The sequence below is a fragment of the Acinetobacter sp. YH12046 genome, from assembly GCF_013419905.1.
Lineage (GTDB): Bacteria > Pseudomonadota > Gammaproteobacteria > Pseudomonadales > Moraxellaceae > Acinetobacter.
In genome coordinates, this window is the sequence record NZ_VOZF01000026.1 from 1 (window position 1) to 18,066 (window position 18,066).

At 40.9% G+C, this 18,066-nt stretch carries 18 protein-coding genes and 1 pseudogene; 2 read left to right on the plus strand and 17 right to left on the minus strand.

The window, feature by feature from the left end; translation table 11 throughout:
• Positions 1–95: 95 nt before the first annotated feature.
• Entirely contained in the window at positions 96–767 is a 672-nt protein-coding gene (locus tag FTU03_RS12630) for an HAD family hydrolase (protein ID WP_159123698.1), read from the minus strand.
• Positions 768–1,025: 258 nt separating this feature from the next.
• Between FTU03_RS12630 and FTU03_RS12635 the strand changes: the two genes are divergently transcribed.
• Positions 1,026–1,793 carry a hydroxymethylpyrimidine/phosphomethylpyrimidine kinase gene (locus FTU03_RS12635; RefSeq protein ID WP_159123701.1) on the plus strand — a complete coding sequence of 256 codons (768 nt, stop codon included), beginning with the start codon at positions 1,026–1,028 and terminating at the stop codon, positions 1,791–1,793.
• 113 nt (positions 1,794–1,906) lie between these two features.
• On the opposite strand, the gene FTU03_RS12640 is transcribed toward FTU03_RS12635, so the two are convergent.
• The 16 genes and pseudogenes from FTU03_RS12640 to acnD form a co-directional block, all read right to left on the minus strand.
• Positions 1,907–2,350, minus strand: a complete 444-nt coding sequence (locus FTU03_RS12640) for a nuclear transport factor 2 family protein (RefSeq protein ID WP_159123697.1) — start codon at positions 2,348–2,350, stop codon at positions 1,907–1,909.
• A 390-nt stretch (positions 2,351–2,740) separates the two neighbouring features.
• Positions 2,741–3,103, minus strand: a complete 363-nt coding sequence (locus FTU03_RS12645) for a 5-carboxymethyl-2-hydroxymuconate Delta-isomerase (protein WP_159123696.1) — start codon at positions 3,101–3,103, stop codon at positions 2,741–2,743.
• Positions 3,104–3,218: 115 nt separating this feature from the next.
• Positions 3,219–3,557 (minus strand): zinc ribbon domain-containing protein YjdM, encoded by a 339-nt coding sequence (locus FTU03_RS12650; RefSeq protein WP_034705280.1) that lies wholly within the window; start codon positions 3,555–3,557, stop codon positions 3,219–3,221.
• 123 nt (positions 3,558–3,680) lie between these two features.
• The gene (locus FTU03_RS12655; protein WP_159123695.1) at positions 3,681–4,127 is read right to left on the minus strand and encodes an SRPBCC domain-containing protein; all 447 of its coding nucleotides are present in this window, start codon (positions 4,125–4,127) and stop codon (positions 3,681–3,683) included.
• Positions 4,128–4,366: 239 nt separating this feature from the next.
• Positions 4,367–4,762 carry a ribonuclease E inhibitor RraB gene (locus FTU03_RS12660; protein ID WP_004785133.1) on the minus strand — a complete coding sequence of 132 codons (396 nt, stop codon included), beginning with the start codon at positions 4,760–4,762 and terminating at the stop codon, positions 4,367–4,369.
• A 236-nt stretch (positions 4,763–4,998) separates the two neighbouring features.
• On the minus strand, positions 4,999–5,943 hold the full coding sequence (locus tag FTU03_RS12665) for a DUF4041 domain-containing protein (protein WP_179993179.1): 945 nt from the start codon (positions 5,941–5,943) through the stop codon (positions 4,999–5,001).
• A gap of 568 nt (positions 5,944–6,511) precedes the next feature.
• The gene (locus tag FTU03_RS12670) at positions 6,512–7,177 is read right to left on the minus strand and encodes a pseudouridine synthase (RefSeq protein WP_179993180.1); all 666 of its coding nucleotides are present in this window, start codon (positions 7,175–7,177) and stop codon (positions 6,512–6,514) included.
• An 87-nt stretch (positions 7,178–7,264) separates the two neighbouring features.
• The gene (locus FTU03_RS12675) at positions 7,265–7,720 is read right to left on the minus strand and encodes a hypothetical protein (RefSeq protein ID WP_004785138.1); all 456 of its coding nucleotides are present in this window, start codon (positions 7,718–7,720) and stop codon (positions 7,265–7,267) included.
• 746 nt (positions 7,721–8,466) lie between these two features.
• A complete protein-coding gene (locus FTU03_RS12680) occupies positions 8,467–9,180 on the minus strand; it encodes an SIMPL domain-containing protein (RefSeq protein ID WP_005237113.1) in 714 nt (237 codons plus the stop codon).
• Positions 9,181–9,304: 124 nt separating this feature from the next.
• A pseudogene (locus tag FTU03_RS12685) lies at positions 9,305–9,551 on the minus strand (DUF6868 family protein).
• Between the two features lie 149 nt (positions 9,552–9,700).
• The gene (locus FTU03_RS12690) at positions 9,701–9,922 is read right to left on the minus strand and encodes a hypothetical protein (protein WP_159123700.1); all 222 of its coding nucleotides are present in this window, start codon (positions 9,920–9,922) and stop codon (positions 9,701–9,703) included.
• A gap of 128 nt (positions 9,923–10,050) precedes the next feature.
• Positions 10,051–10,257: a hypothetical protein gene (locus FTU03_RS12695; RefSeq protein ID WP_005237115.1), complete on the minus strand. Its 207-nt coding sequence runs from the start codon at positions 10,255–10,257 to the stop codon at positions 10,051–10,053.
• Positions 10,258–10,453: 196 nt separating this feature from the next.
• Complete coding sequence (locus FTU03_RS12700; protein WP_179993181.1) at positions 10,454–11,032, minus strand: DUF4126 domain-containing protein; 579 nt, start codon at positions 11,030–11,032, stop codon at positions 10,454–10,456.
• Between the two features lie 120 nt (positions 11,033–11,152).
• Positions 11,153–11,350, minus strand: coding sequence for a zinc ribbon-containing protein (locus tag FTU03_RS12705; RefSeq protein ID WP_257229525.1), 198 nt, complete (start codon positions 11,348–11,350; stop codon positions 11,153–11,155).
• A 107-nt stretch (positions 11,351–11,457) separates the two neighbouring features.
• A complete protein-coding gene (locus FTU03_RS12710; RefSeq protein ID WP_179993183.1) occupies positions 11,458–12,354 on the minus strand; it encodes a hypothetical protein in 897 nt (298 codons plus the stop codon).
• 119 nt (positions 12,355–12,473) lie between these two features.
• On the minus strand, positions 12,474–15,080 hold the full coding sequence (gene acnD / locus FTU03_RS12715; RefSeq protein WP_159123692.1) for a Fe/S-dependent 2-methylisocitrate dehydratase AcnD: 2,607 nt from the start codon (positions 15,078–15,080) through the stop codon (positions 12,474–12,476).
• Positions 15,081–15,828: 748 nt separating this feature from the next.
• On the opposite strand from acnD, the gene FTU03_RS12720 reads away from it, so the two are divergent.
• Positions 15,829–17,991 carry a multicopper oxidase family protein gene (locus tag FTU03_RS12720; RefSeq protein WP_179993184.1) on the plus strand — a complete coding sequence of 721 codons (2,163 nt, stop codon included), beginning with the start codon at positions 15,829–15,831 and terminating at the stop codon, positions 17,989–17,991.
• The last annotated feature ends 75 nt before the right edge of the window (positions 17,992–18,066 follow it).

Here is an 18,066-nt window from a genome sequence, read left to right on the forward strand (position 1 = left end):
CAATTACGCAAAATAATTCGGTACTATTAAACATCGGGACTAGAGTTTTAAGTTTTGTGTGGTAACTCAACTGATGGCTCTAGTCCTCTTATTTTTCAAGTCAATTTTTTATCCGCGATTCGGGTTAAATAGTTTAATAAATGCCTAAAGTTCTCAATCGTATACTTGGGCTGTGCCTGCTGTAATTCAATTTCTGAGCCATAGCCGTATTTGACTGCAATCGATTCAATCCCATTATGGCGGGCACCAAAAATATCATGCTCACGGTCTCCCACCATAATGCATTGATCAGCCTGTATGCCTTGTTGTTCCAGGATATACTGAATCAGTTCCCCTTTATTGGTCCGGTCACCATTCAGCTCACTGCCATAAATCTCAGTAAAATACTGGGCCAGATTAAAATGTTCCAGAATCTGTCTGGCATAAACGGTTGGTTTTGCTGTTGCGAGAAACAGGCGATAACCACGGCGTTTAAGTTCCGCCAGAGTTTCAGCTACGCCTTCAAAGACGTGATTTTCATATAAGCCAGTCACTGCAAAACGCTCACGATATGCCATTAGTGCCTGTTCAGCCAGGGTATCATCCGCATCTACATTCAGAATTTTGGCTAACGAAGCTTTTAGAGGAGGCCCGATAATCCAGTCAATATTCGTGTCTTCACTGATCGGATGACCCACCTTTTCCAGACCATAGCGGGCAGAAGTCGTAATCCCCACTTTTGGATCGGTTAATGTACCATCCAAGTCAATTAAAATATTCTGAATCACACCTTGTCCCCTATGTTTGCAACCGACATCAATTCATAACGTGAGTATAGCCAGATTTCTCTACTCTAAAGCAATTATTAGGCCATAAAAACAAGCCAAGAATGCCCATTTTCAGGGTAATCAACTCTATATTTTGATCAGATAAAACATACGAAATTTTGCCTGACAGACCGTTCTTGCAAGTGATAGAAATTAATATCGAGAGTTTGAATAAATTTGCCTATACTAAGGCAATTTTAGTGAATGAAGGACATCATTTTGCGACCTACCGTACTTTGCTTTTCAGGTTTAGATCCTTCAGGTGGAGCAGGCCTTCAAGCAGATATTGAAGCCATCGGTCAAAGTGGTGCTCATGCTGCAATAGCCTGTACAGCCCTGACTATCCAGAACTCACAACAGGTCTTTGGTTTTGAAGCAACTTCAAAGGAATTACTGCTGGCTCAGGCCAATGCCGTGGTAAATGATCTGCCGATCCGCTGTGTTAAATCAGGCATGCTGGGAACGACTGTAAATATTGAGGTGCTAGCAGAATTTCTAACTGCGCATCCGGACTATCAGTATGTACTGGATCCGGTGCTGGTAGCCAACAGCGGTGGCTCACTCGGCAATCAGGCCACACTGGTCAAAGCGTTTAAACAACTGATTCCGCTAGCTACGATTTTAACTCCAAATACTGTTGAGTTGCGTGCCCTAACAGGTGAGCAGGATTTAGATCAAGCCACGCAGAAACTGTTTGAAATGGGTGCTCATGCGATTTTGGTCAAAGGCGGCCACGAAGATACTCCCGACTATATCCAGAACCGCCTATATATTCAGGGTGAATTAATCAACGAAACCCGCTGTCCGCGTCTGGAAGGTGAATATCACGGCTCAGGCTGTTCACTGGCGAGTTTCATTGCCGGACGTTTAGCCTTGGGTGACCAGTTGAAAACAGCCGTACAACATGCAGAAACCTGGTTATTTGGCGTATTAAAAAATGCGGAAATTCCGGTACCGAATGGTCAGCGGATTCCAAAACGCTTTTAATCTTCCCTAAATAAAAAAGCCTGAATGATTCAGGCTTTTTTATGGCGATTTCTTTTCAAGAATGGACAAATAGACATGATGATCTTGTTTCAATGAAATTTAAAACTTGCACCTTAACCTGCCAGTTTCACAGGACGCAGTTTTTCAGTTTTCTCCTGAACAGGGACAGAAATATGCTGATAATGCAATTGCCACTGATCTTGCTGCTTGCTTAAGACCATGCTGAAGCGACACCACTGTAAAGGAAAATATCGCTCCATCGCCGCATAGGCAATCCGGACATAACCATATACGAAAGCCATGTCATTATTGACCTGAATGGTGACCTCCTTCCGTTCAACGCGCATACCATTGTTGCGCATATATGGGCGGTACTGTTGCCATGCAGCCTGATAAGCCTCGATCCCTTTCAGTTCGGAGCTAATATCAATCAGACAGACATCTGGTCGGCAAAGTTGACGAATTTCGCTGAATTCAAGTGAACAAATAGCTTGATCCCATTTTTGTAAAAATGTCCTGACTTCCTGAGCCAGACATTCTTCCCCTATTATTTTCATTGAATACCTCTCTATAAGGTTTTATTCAGACTTGAAAACCGAGATTTCAAGCATCTCATTACTTTCAGTCTTTCTTGTTTTTCATTATTTTTAATTATGTGAATGGGTCCTGGTTTTACCCATCCCCCATATATCAGGTCAAAAGTGTGACCTAATACCTAAAATTACACTATTTTTTTAATTATAGGCAAAATTTTCTGATCAACTGCAATAATCAGGTGAATTTTGACTGATTATTTAAATTTTCATGCTCTAGTTTTATTTATCGTTCTTTATATTTCAAAATCGCTTTGATACTTCTCAATTTTTTATTAAGTTCTGATGTATTCAAGATAAAGAGAGAAACTAAGAAAACTTCATTTCCTAGTCCTCACTTCAATCTAAAAAAAATCAAATAATAGCTTTAGTATAAGTCTCTTTGTCCATTTCCAGAATTTCAACACAGAGCTGAATCTTTAACCCCGGCTGCAAGACAATGTGCTGCTGCATGACCTGAAGTACCAGCTTGGAAATTGCCTGGCGGATGTCCAGACTACGACCAGTCAGGAGAGAAACTTTAGCATGCACATAAGCCTGATCTGTCTCCTGCTCTAGTCCAATCACAAAATCCTGCTGTACAATCGCCCTACTTTTTAAATCATTCGGGTCATTAATATAACCGGCGTTAAATAAGGCCTGGTGAATTGCCAACATTAAAGGTCGGGTTTCAAGCTGCTGAATATTATCTGAATATTCAAGATGAAGATGAGGCATAAAGCATAGATCCAGGCATGATATGGCAATCAGAAGAGATTGATCTTCGAGTTTGAGGAAGAAGCATAAACCTTCAAACCCGAAGACCGAAAGCACTCATTCGTATAAGAACGTATCAGGCTTTTTTCACATATTCAGATTTGAGCTTCATGGCGCCAATGCCATCAATTTTACAGTCAATATCATGTCCATCAGTTGCATCGGGCAATAGACGAATATTTTTGACTTTAGTCCCGACTTTAACCACTGAAGAAGATCCTTTAATTTTAAGATCCTTAATCACCGTAACTGTGTCGCCATCAGCCAGCAGATTGCCATGCGCATCCTTGATGACCACGGTTTCCTCAGTTGCTTCCCCTTCTTTCCACTCATATCCACATTCTGGGCAGATTAACAAGTCACCATCTTCATAAGTATATTCAGACTGGCATTTTGGGCATTGTGGTAAAGCCATAGCAACCTCAACAAAACGAAAAATAAAAGAAAAAACAAAAAATTAAAGTTGAATTATAGCATCTTTGGATGGGTTCATGCTCAAGCTTTAAAAGGATCTCCCGCTCGACTTAATTAACTGAACTTAACCATCTAAAATATGTGGATTGACCAGCCAGGACAAAAGCTGCAATGACTCCTGCCAGCTTAAGTGACATGCAGATGGTGGTACCAGATCCGGATAACCCACCTGAATCATATGCAGACTGGTGCCTACAGACACTTTTTCAAAGATGAGCGTGACTTCAATTTCGCCTTTGACCTCAGGTGTAGAAAAGCAATCGGTATAGCGCAGTAACTGGTTGGGAATGACTTCATGATAGGTGCCATGTAAATGATGCTGGGTACCAGTGGCAAAATTGGTCAAGGTGATTTTATAGTTGCCTCCCGGTTTGACTTCGGCATGCTCAACTCTGGCAGTAAAGCCATGCGGTGCCAGCCATTTTGCAATGGCATCTGGATGAATAAAGGCCCGGTACACCCGTTCCGGTGGCGCACTGAATACGCGATGCATTTTTAGGGTATAACTCATTTCAGCCTACCTTTTTTTCTTGTTCTTACTGAAAGATTATTTTTATTTATTATTCGGACGGATCATCCCGATCTCGTCGGCCTCAGTATTTAAATGACTGCCCAATATACTGTACGGCCTAAATATAATTGTTATTTATCCATTTTATAGGATGTATAACAAAAAACTACAGTTGACCCGACCAATACCGCAGGCCATAAAAAACCCGGCTTAACCGGGCTTGAATAAGGAAATTTTGATTAGCTGCTACGAAGTTTGCTTTCACCTTCTTCCGGGTCATCTTCATCATCGTAAACATAGGCCATACAGCCCCAGCCATCATATTCACCCTGAAATTCAGCAGCAATTCTGGTAAACCATTGTTCCAGATCGACAATATTTTCATAGGTAGGTTGCATATAGACATGAATGGTAATTGTCCATTCCAGCGTATCGCTCTCCTCATCCTGATATAGGCTTATCTTTTGTTCTTCTTTGAGTAAATGCAATGCACAGCGGTCAGCCTGTTCTTCACTATTAAAGGCTATCGAGAATTCAATTTCATGGTCGTCCTGCAGATCATCACCATCCTGATACATTTGCCACAGTACATGACCATTTTCATCGTCAGGGAATTTGTCATAATCGCGTGCCATAGAGATATCCTTATTATGATGTTTTATTATTCGATTCAGCTTAACTTATTTTATTTGAATTATCGAGTACAGAATATGAAAAAAAATTAACTTTCTCTAAATAACCAACTGAATTTTATCAATATAAATTTAAGAATTTGAGAAAAAAAGCTGCATTTTCATCTAATTAAAAATACCTGCATATCAATCTGCAGATTAAAAAATTTCATCGGTTGATCTGTCTTTTTTAATTGTAGTTAGGAAGCGATCACTGCAGATGGCTCAGACACTTGATTCTGTCGAAGCTCGAGTAAAATGGTGGCGAATTTAAGCTCTTCCAGACGTAAGTTCAGATAAGACTCCTGAATCATGGCCTGGCTCAAGCTTTGTCCTTTATAGTTCATCAGGCGATAATCATCTTTTAAGGATTGCAGCATTTCACCCAGATTATGAGTATTTAACTGGGACAAATACAATTCTGCCCTGCTATTAAATGCCAGACTCAAAATCGCAATGGTGCTCTTGCGACGGTCTTCATCAACATAGTTACAGCTAGCCACCTGCTGCTGTTCTTTGGCCTGCTCAATCTGTGTTCTGATAGCCAGTAAATGCCGGGCTGCATCAGTATCGTTGTAGCCACTAATGAGCTGATCCAGAAGCTGCGTGACCGGCAGATCAAAACCATGTTGATAGCCCTTGATCTTATGCTCGAGAGCTTCAACTACTTCTTGCAGTCGCTGTTGTTCTTTAGCCTGCTGATAATAAGCCTGTAAAGCTTTTCGAGCCTGTCGCTCAATATCAGCTTCGGCCTGAGTCTGTAAATTCTGTAAATACGCTTTGACCTGAGCGATATAGGCTTTGAGATCATCCAGCATGATGGAAGCATCAAGCTTGGTTACTTCTACGAAATTTTCGGCCTGCAAGCTGCGGTTAATAATGTATTGTTCGATGTCACAGATATCCTGATATTGTTTATATTTATTCAGTTCAGTTCTGGCACTTCCCAGTTGCATCCGTAGCTGGGTCATTTCATAATTTAATTCATCAACTTGTGTTTCATAATCAGCCAATTTACTGCGTGAATGATCCAGATTTTCCTGTAAGGACTGAATATTGTTTCTTGATAATTTCAGGCTATTGAATACCCATAGTAATACAATGATTAAAACACTTGCGAGAACAAAGAGCACGCCACTTAGCATCATCCTGTCCCTTACCCCTTGCACCATATATAGGCACTAAAAAATTAAAAATTTATGATGTTTTAAAGTTATTCTGCATAATTTAATGATGAGAATCAAAGATAAAAAATGACCATAAACATTTAATATAATTGATCTTTTAAATGATTTTTCACCTATAAAACCTTAATATTTTTATGCCTATCAATTTACTTAAAATGAATCTGTTGGTGATAATCAATTAAAGGGGTTTTTATTTTTATATCGAATGTTATAAGAACAAACCCCTGAGAGACTGCAAATCTTGATAAAAACTGAATAAAAATAGATAGATCAAACAGTTAAACTAAAGATAAAGTGATAAAGTCCCTTAAATGATTCCTGAAATTTTTCCGGGTACACTTTTTTAATTTCAAAAAATCATTACTTGATAAGACATGATTCAGAACATAATTTTTCTAGAAAACTGCTTAAATTCAACTCCATAATTTTCCGATGACTGAAATAAATTCTGACATTTCTGTTGCAGCTTACTAAAATTTAAATATTTATCAGAATCCATATTCATTTTTTGAATGCTTAAATTTTACTAAAATGGTGCAGGTGCAAGAATTTCAACTTTATGACCACTCAAGGGTTGAGTAAAAGTCAGTTCACTGGCATGCAAAGCCATGCGATTAAGAGGACTACGCGTTGGTTCCGGATGATAGATTTTATCGCCCGTAATCGGATGACCGATATGCAGCATGTGGACTCTGAGCTGATGTGAACGCCCGGTAATTGGCGTTAGTAATACCCGGCTGATGTCTTGCTCAGGCAGATATCCCAGCCGTTGATAGAGTGTTTTGGCAGCTTTACCCAGTTCAAAATGCACCATTTGCCGAGGGCGATTTTCCCAGTCAGTAATCAAAGGTACATCGACACTGCCCTCGGCCTGAATTTCTCCCTGTACCAGCGCAATATAGTGTTTGCTGACTGTACGTGCCTGAAACATTTTGCTGACCGCCACTTCAGCATCGCGATGTTTGGCAAACATCAGGATACCAGACGTGGCCATATCCAGACGATGGGTAATTTTGGCATTCGGATAACGCTCTAGTACCCGTAGATAAGCACTGTCATGATGCTCAGGCAAACGTCCCGGAACAGACAACAAACCGGCCGGCTTCTCAATGACAACCAGATCATCATCTTCATACAGAATATGCAATGGGTCTTGAGGCGGCGCGTAGACAAAGTTGTCGTTAATAGGCATGTGCTGTAAGCATTCAGGAGAAAACGCGCAAAATAACAATGTCAGGGAATACTGTCAATCCAGCCCTGTTACAGGATCAGTGCCTGACTAAGCTTTGGACGCTGCACTGATGGGAGATACTGAATGACCCGACTGATACTGGGTTTTCAGTCTGTCGAGATCTTCATTTAAAAATGCCATAAGATATTGCTGAACCTGTGACATAGTCAGATTGCGAAATGACACATAGTCTTTGTTTTTCAGGCTAAACAGTCCCAGAATTTTATGTTGAGCTTCGACTTCAATATCACTTTCCAGCCTGAACTCAAGCTGACCTGACGGCGCCAGTTCATTCAGTGTGATCTGAATCGACTGTTCAGCATCGGAGTCTGTTACGGTAAAAGTGGTAATGGCGGCTTGCATCTGTAATTGTAAAACCCGTAACTGTTGCCAGTTAATGGACTTGAAAGTAGAGAGAATTTCTTCTGCCGATAAGCTGCCTAGCTGCTCTGCTTCGTCTTCTTCTTGATGCGGATAACTGATTTCTAATTCATATTTTTTCATGGGACGTGCCCCTTTCTTATATGCAAAATTATCATAGCATTCTGTTTTATTTTTCAAGGATATAATTTGTGAGCAAATATTAAACATATTATACTTTAAATTATTTATATCAAATACTTATAAACAACCAGCGACATTAGAGTAGTATTTAAACATAAAATAGTCGAAAGCTATAGGCTGTAAATAAAATAGATTAGATATGTGATTAAAATAGTATTTATTTGAATCTCAAATGAATTTACAGCTATTTAGGAAGAATATAAGTGACTGGGTAGGGAAGGTGTTCAACAGTTTGGAGGAGAAGATTGTTTTTATGAGAGGAGAAAATTTTGAGGGTGTTGGGAAAACATCTTGATGGTTTACTTCAACTATCACTCTTTGTAAGAAATGATCTTATAGCCTATAAACTTTTGGTCTATAGCGTCCTAAGCCGAATCGAGACCTTTTGGGTTCGTACTGCACTCGCGTTTTGCGCCACTCACAGCATGCTACTCTTTTCGATCCCATCACACCCTTGAGATCTATAGTAGCCAAGCTGCGGCAAAATTAATTTCCTAAGATTTTTTAATTTTCCCGATTTTTGAAAATATTTTTCTTTAAATATATTTGAAGAAGAATTTTTTACCTTTCACCTCAAAATAAAGATCTTTTATTGCAGAAAGAGCAGAATTACTGGAATTTATCTTCATGTAAAACCTCATTCTGCTCTAAATTTTTTAGACCCCTCTATTCAGCTTTCCAGCCATTTAATCAGCCAGATAATAATCCACTGTAGAAACCACACGAACTTTCTTTAGATAAGGCGTATTGCTGTCACGGTCCTCAATGCTAAACAAACCTTGATTGGCAGTTTTGATTTTCCCGAGACGGCTTTGAGAATCCGCGGCAAACTTTTCTGCCACACTGCGGGCATTTTGCGTGGCTTCTTCAATCATGGCTGGTTTGATGTCATTCAATTTGGTAAAGATATATTCCGTTCTTTGCCCGGAATCATCACCACCAAAAGCAATGCCCTTTTTACCCAGAGCGACCAGACGGGTTTGCGCTGCACGGACTGCATCAATATTGTGGGTATAAACCGTAATGGTCTGATGCGCGGTATAACGTAAGGCAACATTGGCATCACCGCCGTATTGCTGGGCATATTTATCTGTAGTGACTGGAGAACCGGTGGTAATTTCTTCTGCCTTAAAACCCTCACCTTTTAAGAAAGCCTGAATTTGCTGGGTTTGCAGCTCCATGGTGTCATACAGTTCGGTCAGATCCTGACTGCCGCCACTAAAACGGATCGGCCAGACGGCGACATCGGCTTTCACTTCACGTTCAGACAGCCCTTTTACGGAAACAATCCGCTCATACTGTTTAATCTTGACCGCACTATTGCCCAAAATGAATCCGGCGATAATCATTCCCAAGCCGATCAAAGCCCCTAAAATCAAGGCAGGTTTAAACTGATTCATTGATCCGAACTCCTTTTCCATATTGTTATCCTGTTTCGAGCATTATAAGCCTTAAACTGCTCTGTGTAATGCTGATGCGACTATCAGTTTTATTTATTCCTGGAACTTTGGAAAGTTTTATCTCCTAACTTTTCCCCATCAAATATAGGGTAATTAGCGGAACCAGATTGAACAGGAATATCCCGACTTTATAAATGGCCATGCCGCTATAGTGAATGGCATCAAAAGTTGGATCTGAGAGCTGAAACCATTGACCATGCAATCGTTTCACCCAGTCTCGTGCAGACAATCAGCAAAAACCAGAGCATTAAAATGCTGTAATTCAAAGCCAATGTATAAAGTAAAAACCGACACCAGAAATCGAGATTCATAGTGATTCCCTGCCTGTAGAGCCATCTATCCTTAAGTTAACAGATTGATCAAATGTTCAGGAACTGCTGATTTGTATCTGTGATCTAAAGGGAAATGGTTTAAATATTTTCAGCTAAAAGTTTCAGTTCTCACTTCCAGCGATCACTTTTTAGCGTACAAACAGATGACGGGTATGATGATTGATATAGGCATTTAAGCCATCACCATACTGGGCCAGCTGTTTCATATTTTCCACATGCTGATAGCCCGTACTGCTATAACTATAGGTATACACTTTCGAAGTTTTCTTAAATTGAACCCGAATAAACTCATTGCCAATCTCATAATTGGCCACACCCGAGTCATGATTGAGATCAAGATAATGTTGCAATTGAGCAGCCCTAAACATGATAAATCTATAGTTTTATATGGGGTCAAATTGATCATTTTTCAAACAGGATAAATGATAAAACCCACTGTATAGCGGGTTTTAAATGACGACCAATATGTCTATAAATCTCATTCTGTACAGCACTTATGACAGCCCTCTACTTTCTCCCTCGGCCAGTTCATTCTTGCGCGTTTATAAGCCAGATCATAATTAGCAAAATATCCAATCAGAATCTGGTTATCAAATTCTGGCAGGTCTTCACAGCCTCGTGTTGCGTTATGAATATAGTGCACGCCTTGGGCAGACTCTTGTTCATCTACAATAAATTTAATCATTTATAGTTCCCCTAATATTGTTTTTATAAAGTTCAACCACAAATAAAACCATACAAAAATTATGCCTTTTATAATCCCATAATAAAATTATGTCTTTATTGAATAAAAATCAAGCAATTTAATGAACAAGATGAGGGCCTTTCTTTAAGCAAATATTTCATTAAGAATGAGTGATAAATATTTATTTATCTGATTCTTATAAGGCGGAATTTTCTAGCTTGTTTTTCTTTTTTAGACGTATCCAGCGAATTGCCATGATGGCTAGCATTACAACCAGCAAGGCAGCTAGCACTGGCAAAAGCAATGACAGAATGGATAACAGAATAGCCCCGATCCACTCTCCGGTTGAGAGTACGGGATTCGCAACACCGCCTGTAGTGGCAGTTGATAGTCCACGTGCTGCAACACTGCTCAGTTGCACGGCCCCTGCTGTTCCGCCACCGACAATAATCGCTGCGGCCCAAGCTGCAAACTGGGACATTTCTCCACTGCTGGCAGCCATCGTGGTCAGAGTTCCGGCCAGTATGGCAGCAGGCGTTGCAATCATATCGATGGCATTGTCCACCCACGGAATATAATACGCAGCGATTTCACAGAGGGTCGCGATGGCTAAAGCCAGGCAGACTGCCGGCATGGCCAGCCATTCAAAACCGGTCATCGGTTCAAACCAGCCCATCAATGCGGCAATACTCATTATCAGCAAAGGCACAAAAACACGGAAACCAGAGGCTGCACTCAAGCCGATACCGATACATAAACCGAGGATTGTTTCCATGCTGCTTGCCCTTGAGATTTAAGCCATTTTTATAATGTAAATTATACGCTAACAAAAAAGCCCTATGGGGTGATAGGGCTTTTATTTAAAACAGGATCTTCTGTTTTGAATATCGTGTGCTTAGGCAACCTTATCGTTATATTGGGTGCCGAGGCATTTGGTACACGGTGGTAGTCGGTCTGTACCAATTTCTAAGAAGACGCGATGTCCGCATTGAACACAAAAATAGAAACCTGTTCCCGGTTTTGAGCCAGCTGTAACCATCTTTGTTCTCCGTTGTTTTAGAAAATGGTCTAAGCAGTATAACTCTGTTGTGATGAATGTCTATTGTCCATTTTTGTAAATGATAGTGTCGTTAAAGCTAAGTGTTATTTTTATTTGTGATCTAATGATATTTCGTCGCTGTGCCTAATCACTTTCACTTTCTATGATAAATAGCTTGATAGCATTGGAATAAATGGAGCTAAGAAAGTATATATAGTGACATGATTAGAGAGAAAACTCATTAGCTCACCATATTGGGAAGTATATTCTGGTGTTCCAATTGAGGTTCCTAATTTTTCAATTCTTAGTTCTAGATCGCTAACTAACTCTTCCTCGATTTCAGATTTTCTCAAAGTACTTAATAAATCTAGAAACTCTTGAGGAATTTGAGAGTTATTAATTTCTTGATGGATAGTGCTGTGATGATTTCCTGAAGCTAAGTTTTGAACATTACCAGCAATATTAAAATTAAAAATCTGGGTGACTTTTTCTTGAGGAATCGGATTAGAATTCAATGCAGCTTCACCTGCTTGCGGATTTAACAGCTCAATTTCTAAAGCAAAATTTAAGATTTTTGTTTTTACTGTATCTATTATTCCTACTACAGCTGAAGCAGGTATTACTTTCCAAGCTTGCATACAATTATAACCCTCATACATCTTAGAACCGTAATGAGCAATAATCGCTGGATTCCAATCTTGAGTTAAGACCTCACTTTCATTATTTGTTAAACTCTCAAGGGTTGCAATAGGACTAAAAAAATATGCTTTTGATAAACTTTTTTGAAGTTGCTCTGGCAAACTGTAAGTCAACATATCTGCATTATTTAAAGCACTTCCAAAAGCACCTGCAAAATGGCCTTTTGAATTAACATTTAAGATTCTATAGTCAGGTACATTTTTTGGGTCTTGTGGATAGCCTTGCAATTCGAAGCTAATCCAATTCTTAAAATCTTCATTACCCAATCTATAAGCTAATATTTGACATTTTCTTAATAAATCTGAAATCTTAGCATTTGAGTTTATAGCATCAATTTGTATCTCTCTTAAAAGTGACATTTTTTTCTCTAAACAATTTCAACAACTTTAATCCACCCCAACCCTCCTTTAAAAAAGGAGGGAGTTCCCCTCTTTAGAAAAGACGGGTTAGGGGAGATTTTTACTAGTAACTAGAAAAATTAAGCCACATTCCCTTCCAAGAAATCCTGTGCAAAGCGCTGTAATACTCCACCCGCTTCATAGACAGAAACTTCTTCTTCAGTATCCAGACGGCAAGTTACCGGCACTTCAATGGTCTGTTTCTTACCCTCTTCAGTCGCACGCTCAATCACCAGAGTCAAAGTCGAACGTGGCGCAATATTACCGATCACGCTATATAGCTCAGTACCATCCAGCTTCAAAGTTTTACGATCTGTACCCGGCTTAAACTCAAGTGGAAGTACACCCATACCGACCAGATTCGTACGGTGAATACGTTCAAAGCCTTCAGCCACAATCGCTTCTACACCTGCCAGACGCACACCTTTCGCAGCCCAGTCACGGCTTGAACCTTGACCATAATCTTTACCTGCAACAATGATGAGCGGCTGCTTACGGTTCATGTAGGTTTCAATCGCTTCCCACATACGCATCACTTCACCTTCCGGCTCGACACGTGCTTTAGAACCTTGCTTAATGGTACCGTCGGAACGCACCACCATTTCGTTATACAGCTTCGGATTCGCCAAGGTTGCACGCTGTGCAGTCAGGTGATCACCACGGTGCGTTGCGTAAGAGTTAAAGTCTTCCTCAGGCAAGCCCATTTTCGCCAGATATTGACCTGCTGCCGAATCCAACACAATCGCATTCGATGGAGATAAATGATCGGTAGTAATGTTATCGCCAAGGATGGCTAACGGACGCATATTTGCCAGAGTACGCGGTGCAGCCAATGCCCCTTCCCAGTATGGCGGACGGCGGATATAAGTACTTTGCGGACGCCAGTCATACAGCGGACTTGCTGCCTGCTCACGCTCACCCAGATCGAACATCGGAATATACACTTTCTTGAACTGTTCCGGCTTCACGGACTCTTTCACCAAAGCATCAATTTCTTCATCCGATGGCCAGATGTCTTTCAGGTAAATCGGATTGCCATCTTTGTCTGTGCCTAAGGCATCTTTCTCGATGTCAAAGCGGATCGTACCGGCAATTGCATATGCGACCACTAACGGTGGAGATGCTAAAAATGCCTGCTTCGCATAAGGATGGATACGGCCATCAAAGTTACGGTTACCCGACAAGACTGCTGTCGCATACAGATCACGGTCGATAATTTCCTGCTGAATCTTCGGATCAAGCGCACCAGACATGCCGTTACAGGTGGTACATGCATAGGCCACGATACCAAAGCCCAGTTTCTCCAGATCTTTTAGTACGCCTGCTTCTTCCAGATACAACGCTGCTGCTTTAGAACCCGGAGCAAAAGATGATTTCACCCACGGTTTACGCACTAAACCAAGTTCATTAGCCTTACGTGCCAACAAGCCTGCTGCCACGGTATTACGTGGGTTAGACGTATTGGTACACGAAGTAATTGCCGCGATGATGATTGCACCATCTGGCATTAAACCATCCGTACGGTTTTCTACCACACCCGCAATGCCTTTTTCTTTCAGGTCAGATGTTGATACACGCGCATGTGGATTGGATGGACCAGCGATGTTACGGGTGACAGTCGATAGGTCAAAACGCAATACACGTGGATATTCTGCCTGAGTCATTTCTGATGACCACAGACCAATCTCTTTCGCATAGGTTTCAACCAGTTTGACCTGTTCAGATTCACGACCAGTCAGCGTCAGATAATCAATGGTGTTCTGATCAATATAGAACATGGCTGCAGTTGCACCATATTCCGGGGTCATATTGGAAATCGTGGCACGATCACCGACTGACATGCTGTCTGCGCCTTCACCGAAGAATTCCAGATAAGCACCAACCACACGTTCTTTACGCAGGAATTCGGTTAGAGCTAAAACAATATCCGTTGCGGTAATGCCCGGCTGACGCTGTCCTACCAGTTCGACACCGATAATGTCTGGCAAACGCATCCATGATGCACGGCCCAGCATCACGTTCTCAGCTTCTAATCCACCAACACCGACTGAAATCACGCCTAGCGCATCCGTATGTGGAGTATGCGAGTCAGTCCCCACACAGGTATCCGGGAATGCCACGCCATCACGGTTCTGAATGACTGGTGACATTTTTTCCAGATTGATCTGGTGCATGATGCCGTTACCCGCAGGAATTACATCGACATTTTCAAACGCAGTTTTAGTCCATTCAATAAAATGGAAACGGTCTTCATTGCGGCGGTCTTCTACCGCACGGTTTTTCTCAAATGCATCTGGGTCAAAGCCGCCATATTCTACTGCCAGCGAGTGATCGACAATCAGCTGGGTCGGCACCACTGGATTGACTTTAGACGGATCACCGCCTTGATCGGCAATCGCATCACGCAGACCGGCAAGATCGACCAGTGCTGTTTGCCCTAAGATGTCATGACACACTACACGCGCCGGATACCAAGGAAAATCATGTTCCTGTTTACGCTCAATCAACTGGCGTAAAGACTGTTCTAAAATCGCAGGGTCGCAACGGCGTACCAGCTGCTCGGCCAGCACTTTAGATGTATAAGGAAGTTTGGCATATGCGCCTGGCTGAATATCTTCTACGGCTTGACGCACGTCATAATATTCCAGCTGGGTACCTTGCAACGGTTTCCGGTAGTTATTGTTCATAGCTTGCCTGCCCTCTTTCATTACTCTTTTTATTCATCAAAATATCTTGATGACTTGTTTTTTAATAAAGGCATTGTACGCTGTCGAAAGTCCATTTCCCAAATCTTATAATTTTCAAAAGCTTAAATACTAAAAATGGTATTTTTACCAAAATTACTGACCCATACTTTAGAATTTTGACTCTAAATTGCATTTTTTCTGAAAAATAGACCTAAATCTCTCTCATTCTTTAGTATGAGATATTAATAACCGCATAAAAAATAATCGATTTCTTGGAATCAGTTTAAGGATAAATTTCATATGAAATCAAAGCTTAGAATTTTTTAATTTTAGAAATAGCTCATTTAATAAAAAACTGAATCTATATTTTTTTATTTCAGTGTTAAGCATAACTCTTAACCGAAAATGGTAAATTTCATTGCAGATATGGCTCGATGAGTGTAGGCGAAAAAATCATTTTTCAGGTTAGACATACCCCGAAATAAGTTACATTCTCAATTCCATATATTTTTTAAGACTTTCTTACAATTTTAGAAATACGTTAAATATTTATAGGACAATGATTCATAAACATGAGCTTATAAAACACATCCCTATCTAAAATACTTTACACACGTCATTTTAGCTTACCGTCTGTCGCCCTCCCCCTAATTTGGTGATAACAGTCTGTATCTCAACTTTGTAAATCTACTCTCGAATTACTTCACAACAACAACACTCATCACAAAAGCACATAAGGGTGATTACAATGATACAACTCGCCATTCTTGGTATCGTTGCTGCAGTGATCGCTGTACTGGCAGCAAGCTGGAATGGAGGTAAAAATCCCTCCAATCCTAAACCGCCAACTCCCCACAACCCTAACCCACCTACCACTCCCAATAATCCCAACAATCCACAACCTACTCCAACAGCACCCGATACTTTGATTAGCAATCCGCCCCTATTGCAAAAAAATTCCAAGGGCACCCATGAACTGATCGTCGCTTATAAAACCGGCAAGATTTACAATCCGAGAAATAGTACCTGGGATCAACTGTTCGTCAGAGGTTATCTCACTAATGCAAGCTTGTTTAACAAGAAAAAAGCTGGAGAGTCTGTTGAAGACCTTTTAATTGGTCCGCAGATCCGGGTCAAACAAGGTGAAACCCTGAAAATTAACCTCAATAACCAGCTTCCACCTGAACAGAAAGCCACCTGCCCAGACAAAGTGGATAATGTGAATGATCCACATTGCTTTAATACCACCAACCTGCATACTCATGGCTTTTGGGTAAGCCCTCAAGGCAATAGTGATAATGTTTTCCTGAAATTTAAACCTCAGGAAAAATTTGACTATCAGTACAAAATGGAGCCGAATCATCCGGCAGGAACCTACTGGTATCATGCCCATCTACATGGCTCAACAGCTATTCAGGTATCGAGTGGTATGGCAGGCCCATTAATTGTAGAAGGCTCAAGAACACCAAAAGTGAAAAATGGCAAAGTCACTGAAACAGGCGATATGGACATTTTATGGAAAGAAAAAAATAGCTATCCAAATGAAAACATCCTGCTATTCCAGCAAATTCAATATCGATGCTCTAACCCTGACCCGGATGTAAAATTCGATATTCCCAACAATTGCGAAGGTAAAGGCTTAGGATTACTTGAAGATTATACAGATATCGCTAATCCTGGCTCTTGGGCCGGCCAGAACTTTTATACGTCTATCAATGGTAAAGTTTTAGGAGAGATTAAAGTTGAACAGAATGCTTTTAATCGCTGGCGCATGATTCATGGTGGTGTACGCGACACCATTGGTTTGATTATTAAAGAACTGCCAAACTCCAGTAAATTTAGCGCCGCAGACACCCTTAAAGCCTGTCTGGCATATCAGGAAGCAGATCCAAAAGAGTTTAATGAGAGTTTAAAAAGCTTACCTGTTTATACGATTGCTCAAGATGGTTTGACCATGACTCAGGTACAGCGCAGAACACTGTCTGTGTTCCAGCCTGGTTATCGTCATGATGCAATGGTTACCTTCCCAACCACCAATAAATACTGTATTTATGACTCCAAATTAAATATTGAGGATGAAGTGAATGCACCGATCCCAACGGGTCAAATTACTCCTCAACTAGCTCCAAACCACCCTTTCAATGCCCAACTACTGGGATGGGTCAATGTACAGGCAAGCAAAACAAAAGCGCAGACTCCTGCCCAGTTCCTGCAAGAGCGCGCGAAAAAAATTGGTTTAAGCAAAGAGATTCAGACTCAGTTATCCAAACTTGATCTTACTGCCTTTACCGATCATCCATCCCTAATGACTCCTGCAATTGACAAGCTGGTCGCTTCCAGACCAAAACAGTACAGTAAATTTGAACTGGCTTTCGCAAATGGTCTTAAATTTGGCTTCCGCCATAAAGAAGATGGTGACTTACTCAGTTTTGGAGATGCATTTGATGGCGAAGGATCAGTCGGTCGGACACATGCCAAAGATCCGGATCGTGAATATGTACGTCAGTTACAAATTGGGCAGACGGATGAATGGGAACTGACGACCGAAGCTTTTGGTGGCCATCCTTTCCATATTCATGTTAATCCATTCCAGATTGTTAAAATCTTAAAAACTGTCACTGGTCCTAATGGCGAATCTAAAGAAGTTGATGTGAGTGAATTAGCGCCTGATGATAATGACACAGATGATGTGCAATATCGTGGCATGAAAGGACAATTCAAAGATACCCTGTTTATCAAAGCAAACTATAAATTTATTCTTCGCAGTCATTACAAGAAATTTGAAGGTGATTTTGTACAGCACTGTCATATCCTCGATCATGAAGATCAGGGCATGATGGAAACGGTACGGGTCTGTGGAGGCAAATTCCCTTGTGATTCACCTCTGCCAACCTCGTCGCATCATCACTAATTAGACACTCCTGAAAAGGCCAATGATCCCGATTGTTGGCTTTTTTGTTTGCCTCTATTAAATGCTTGCTGCACA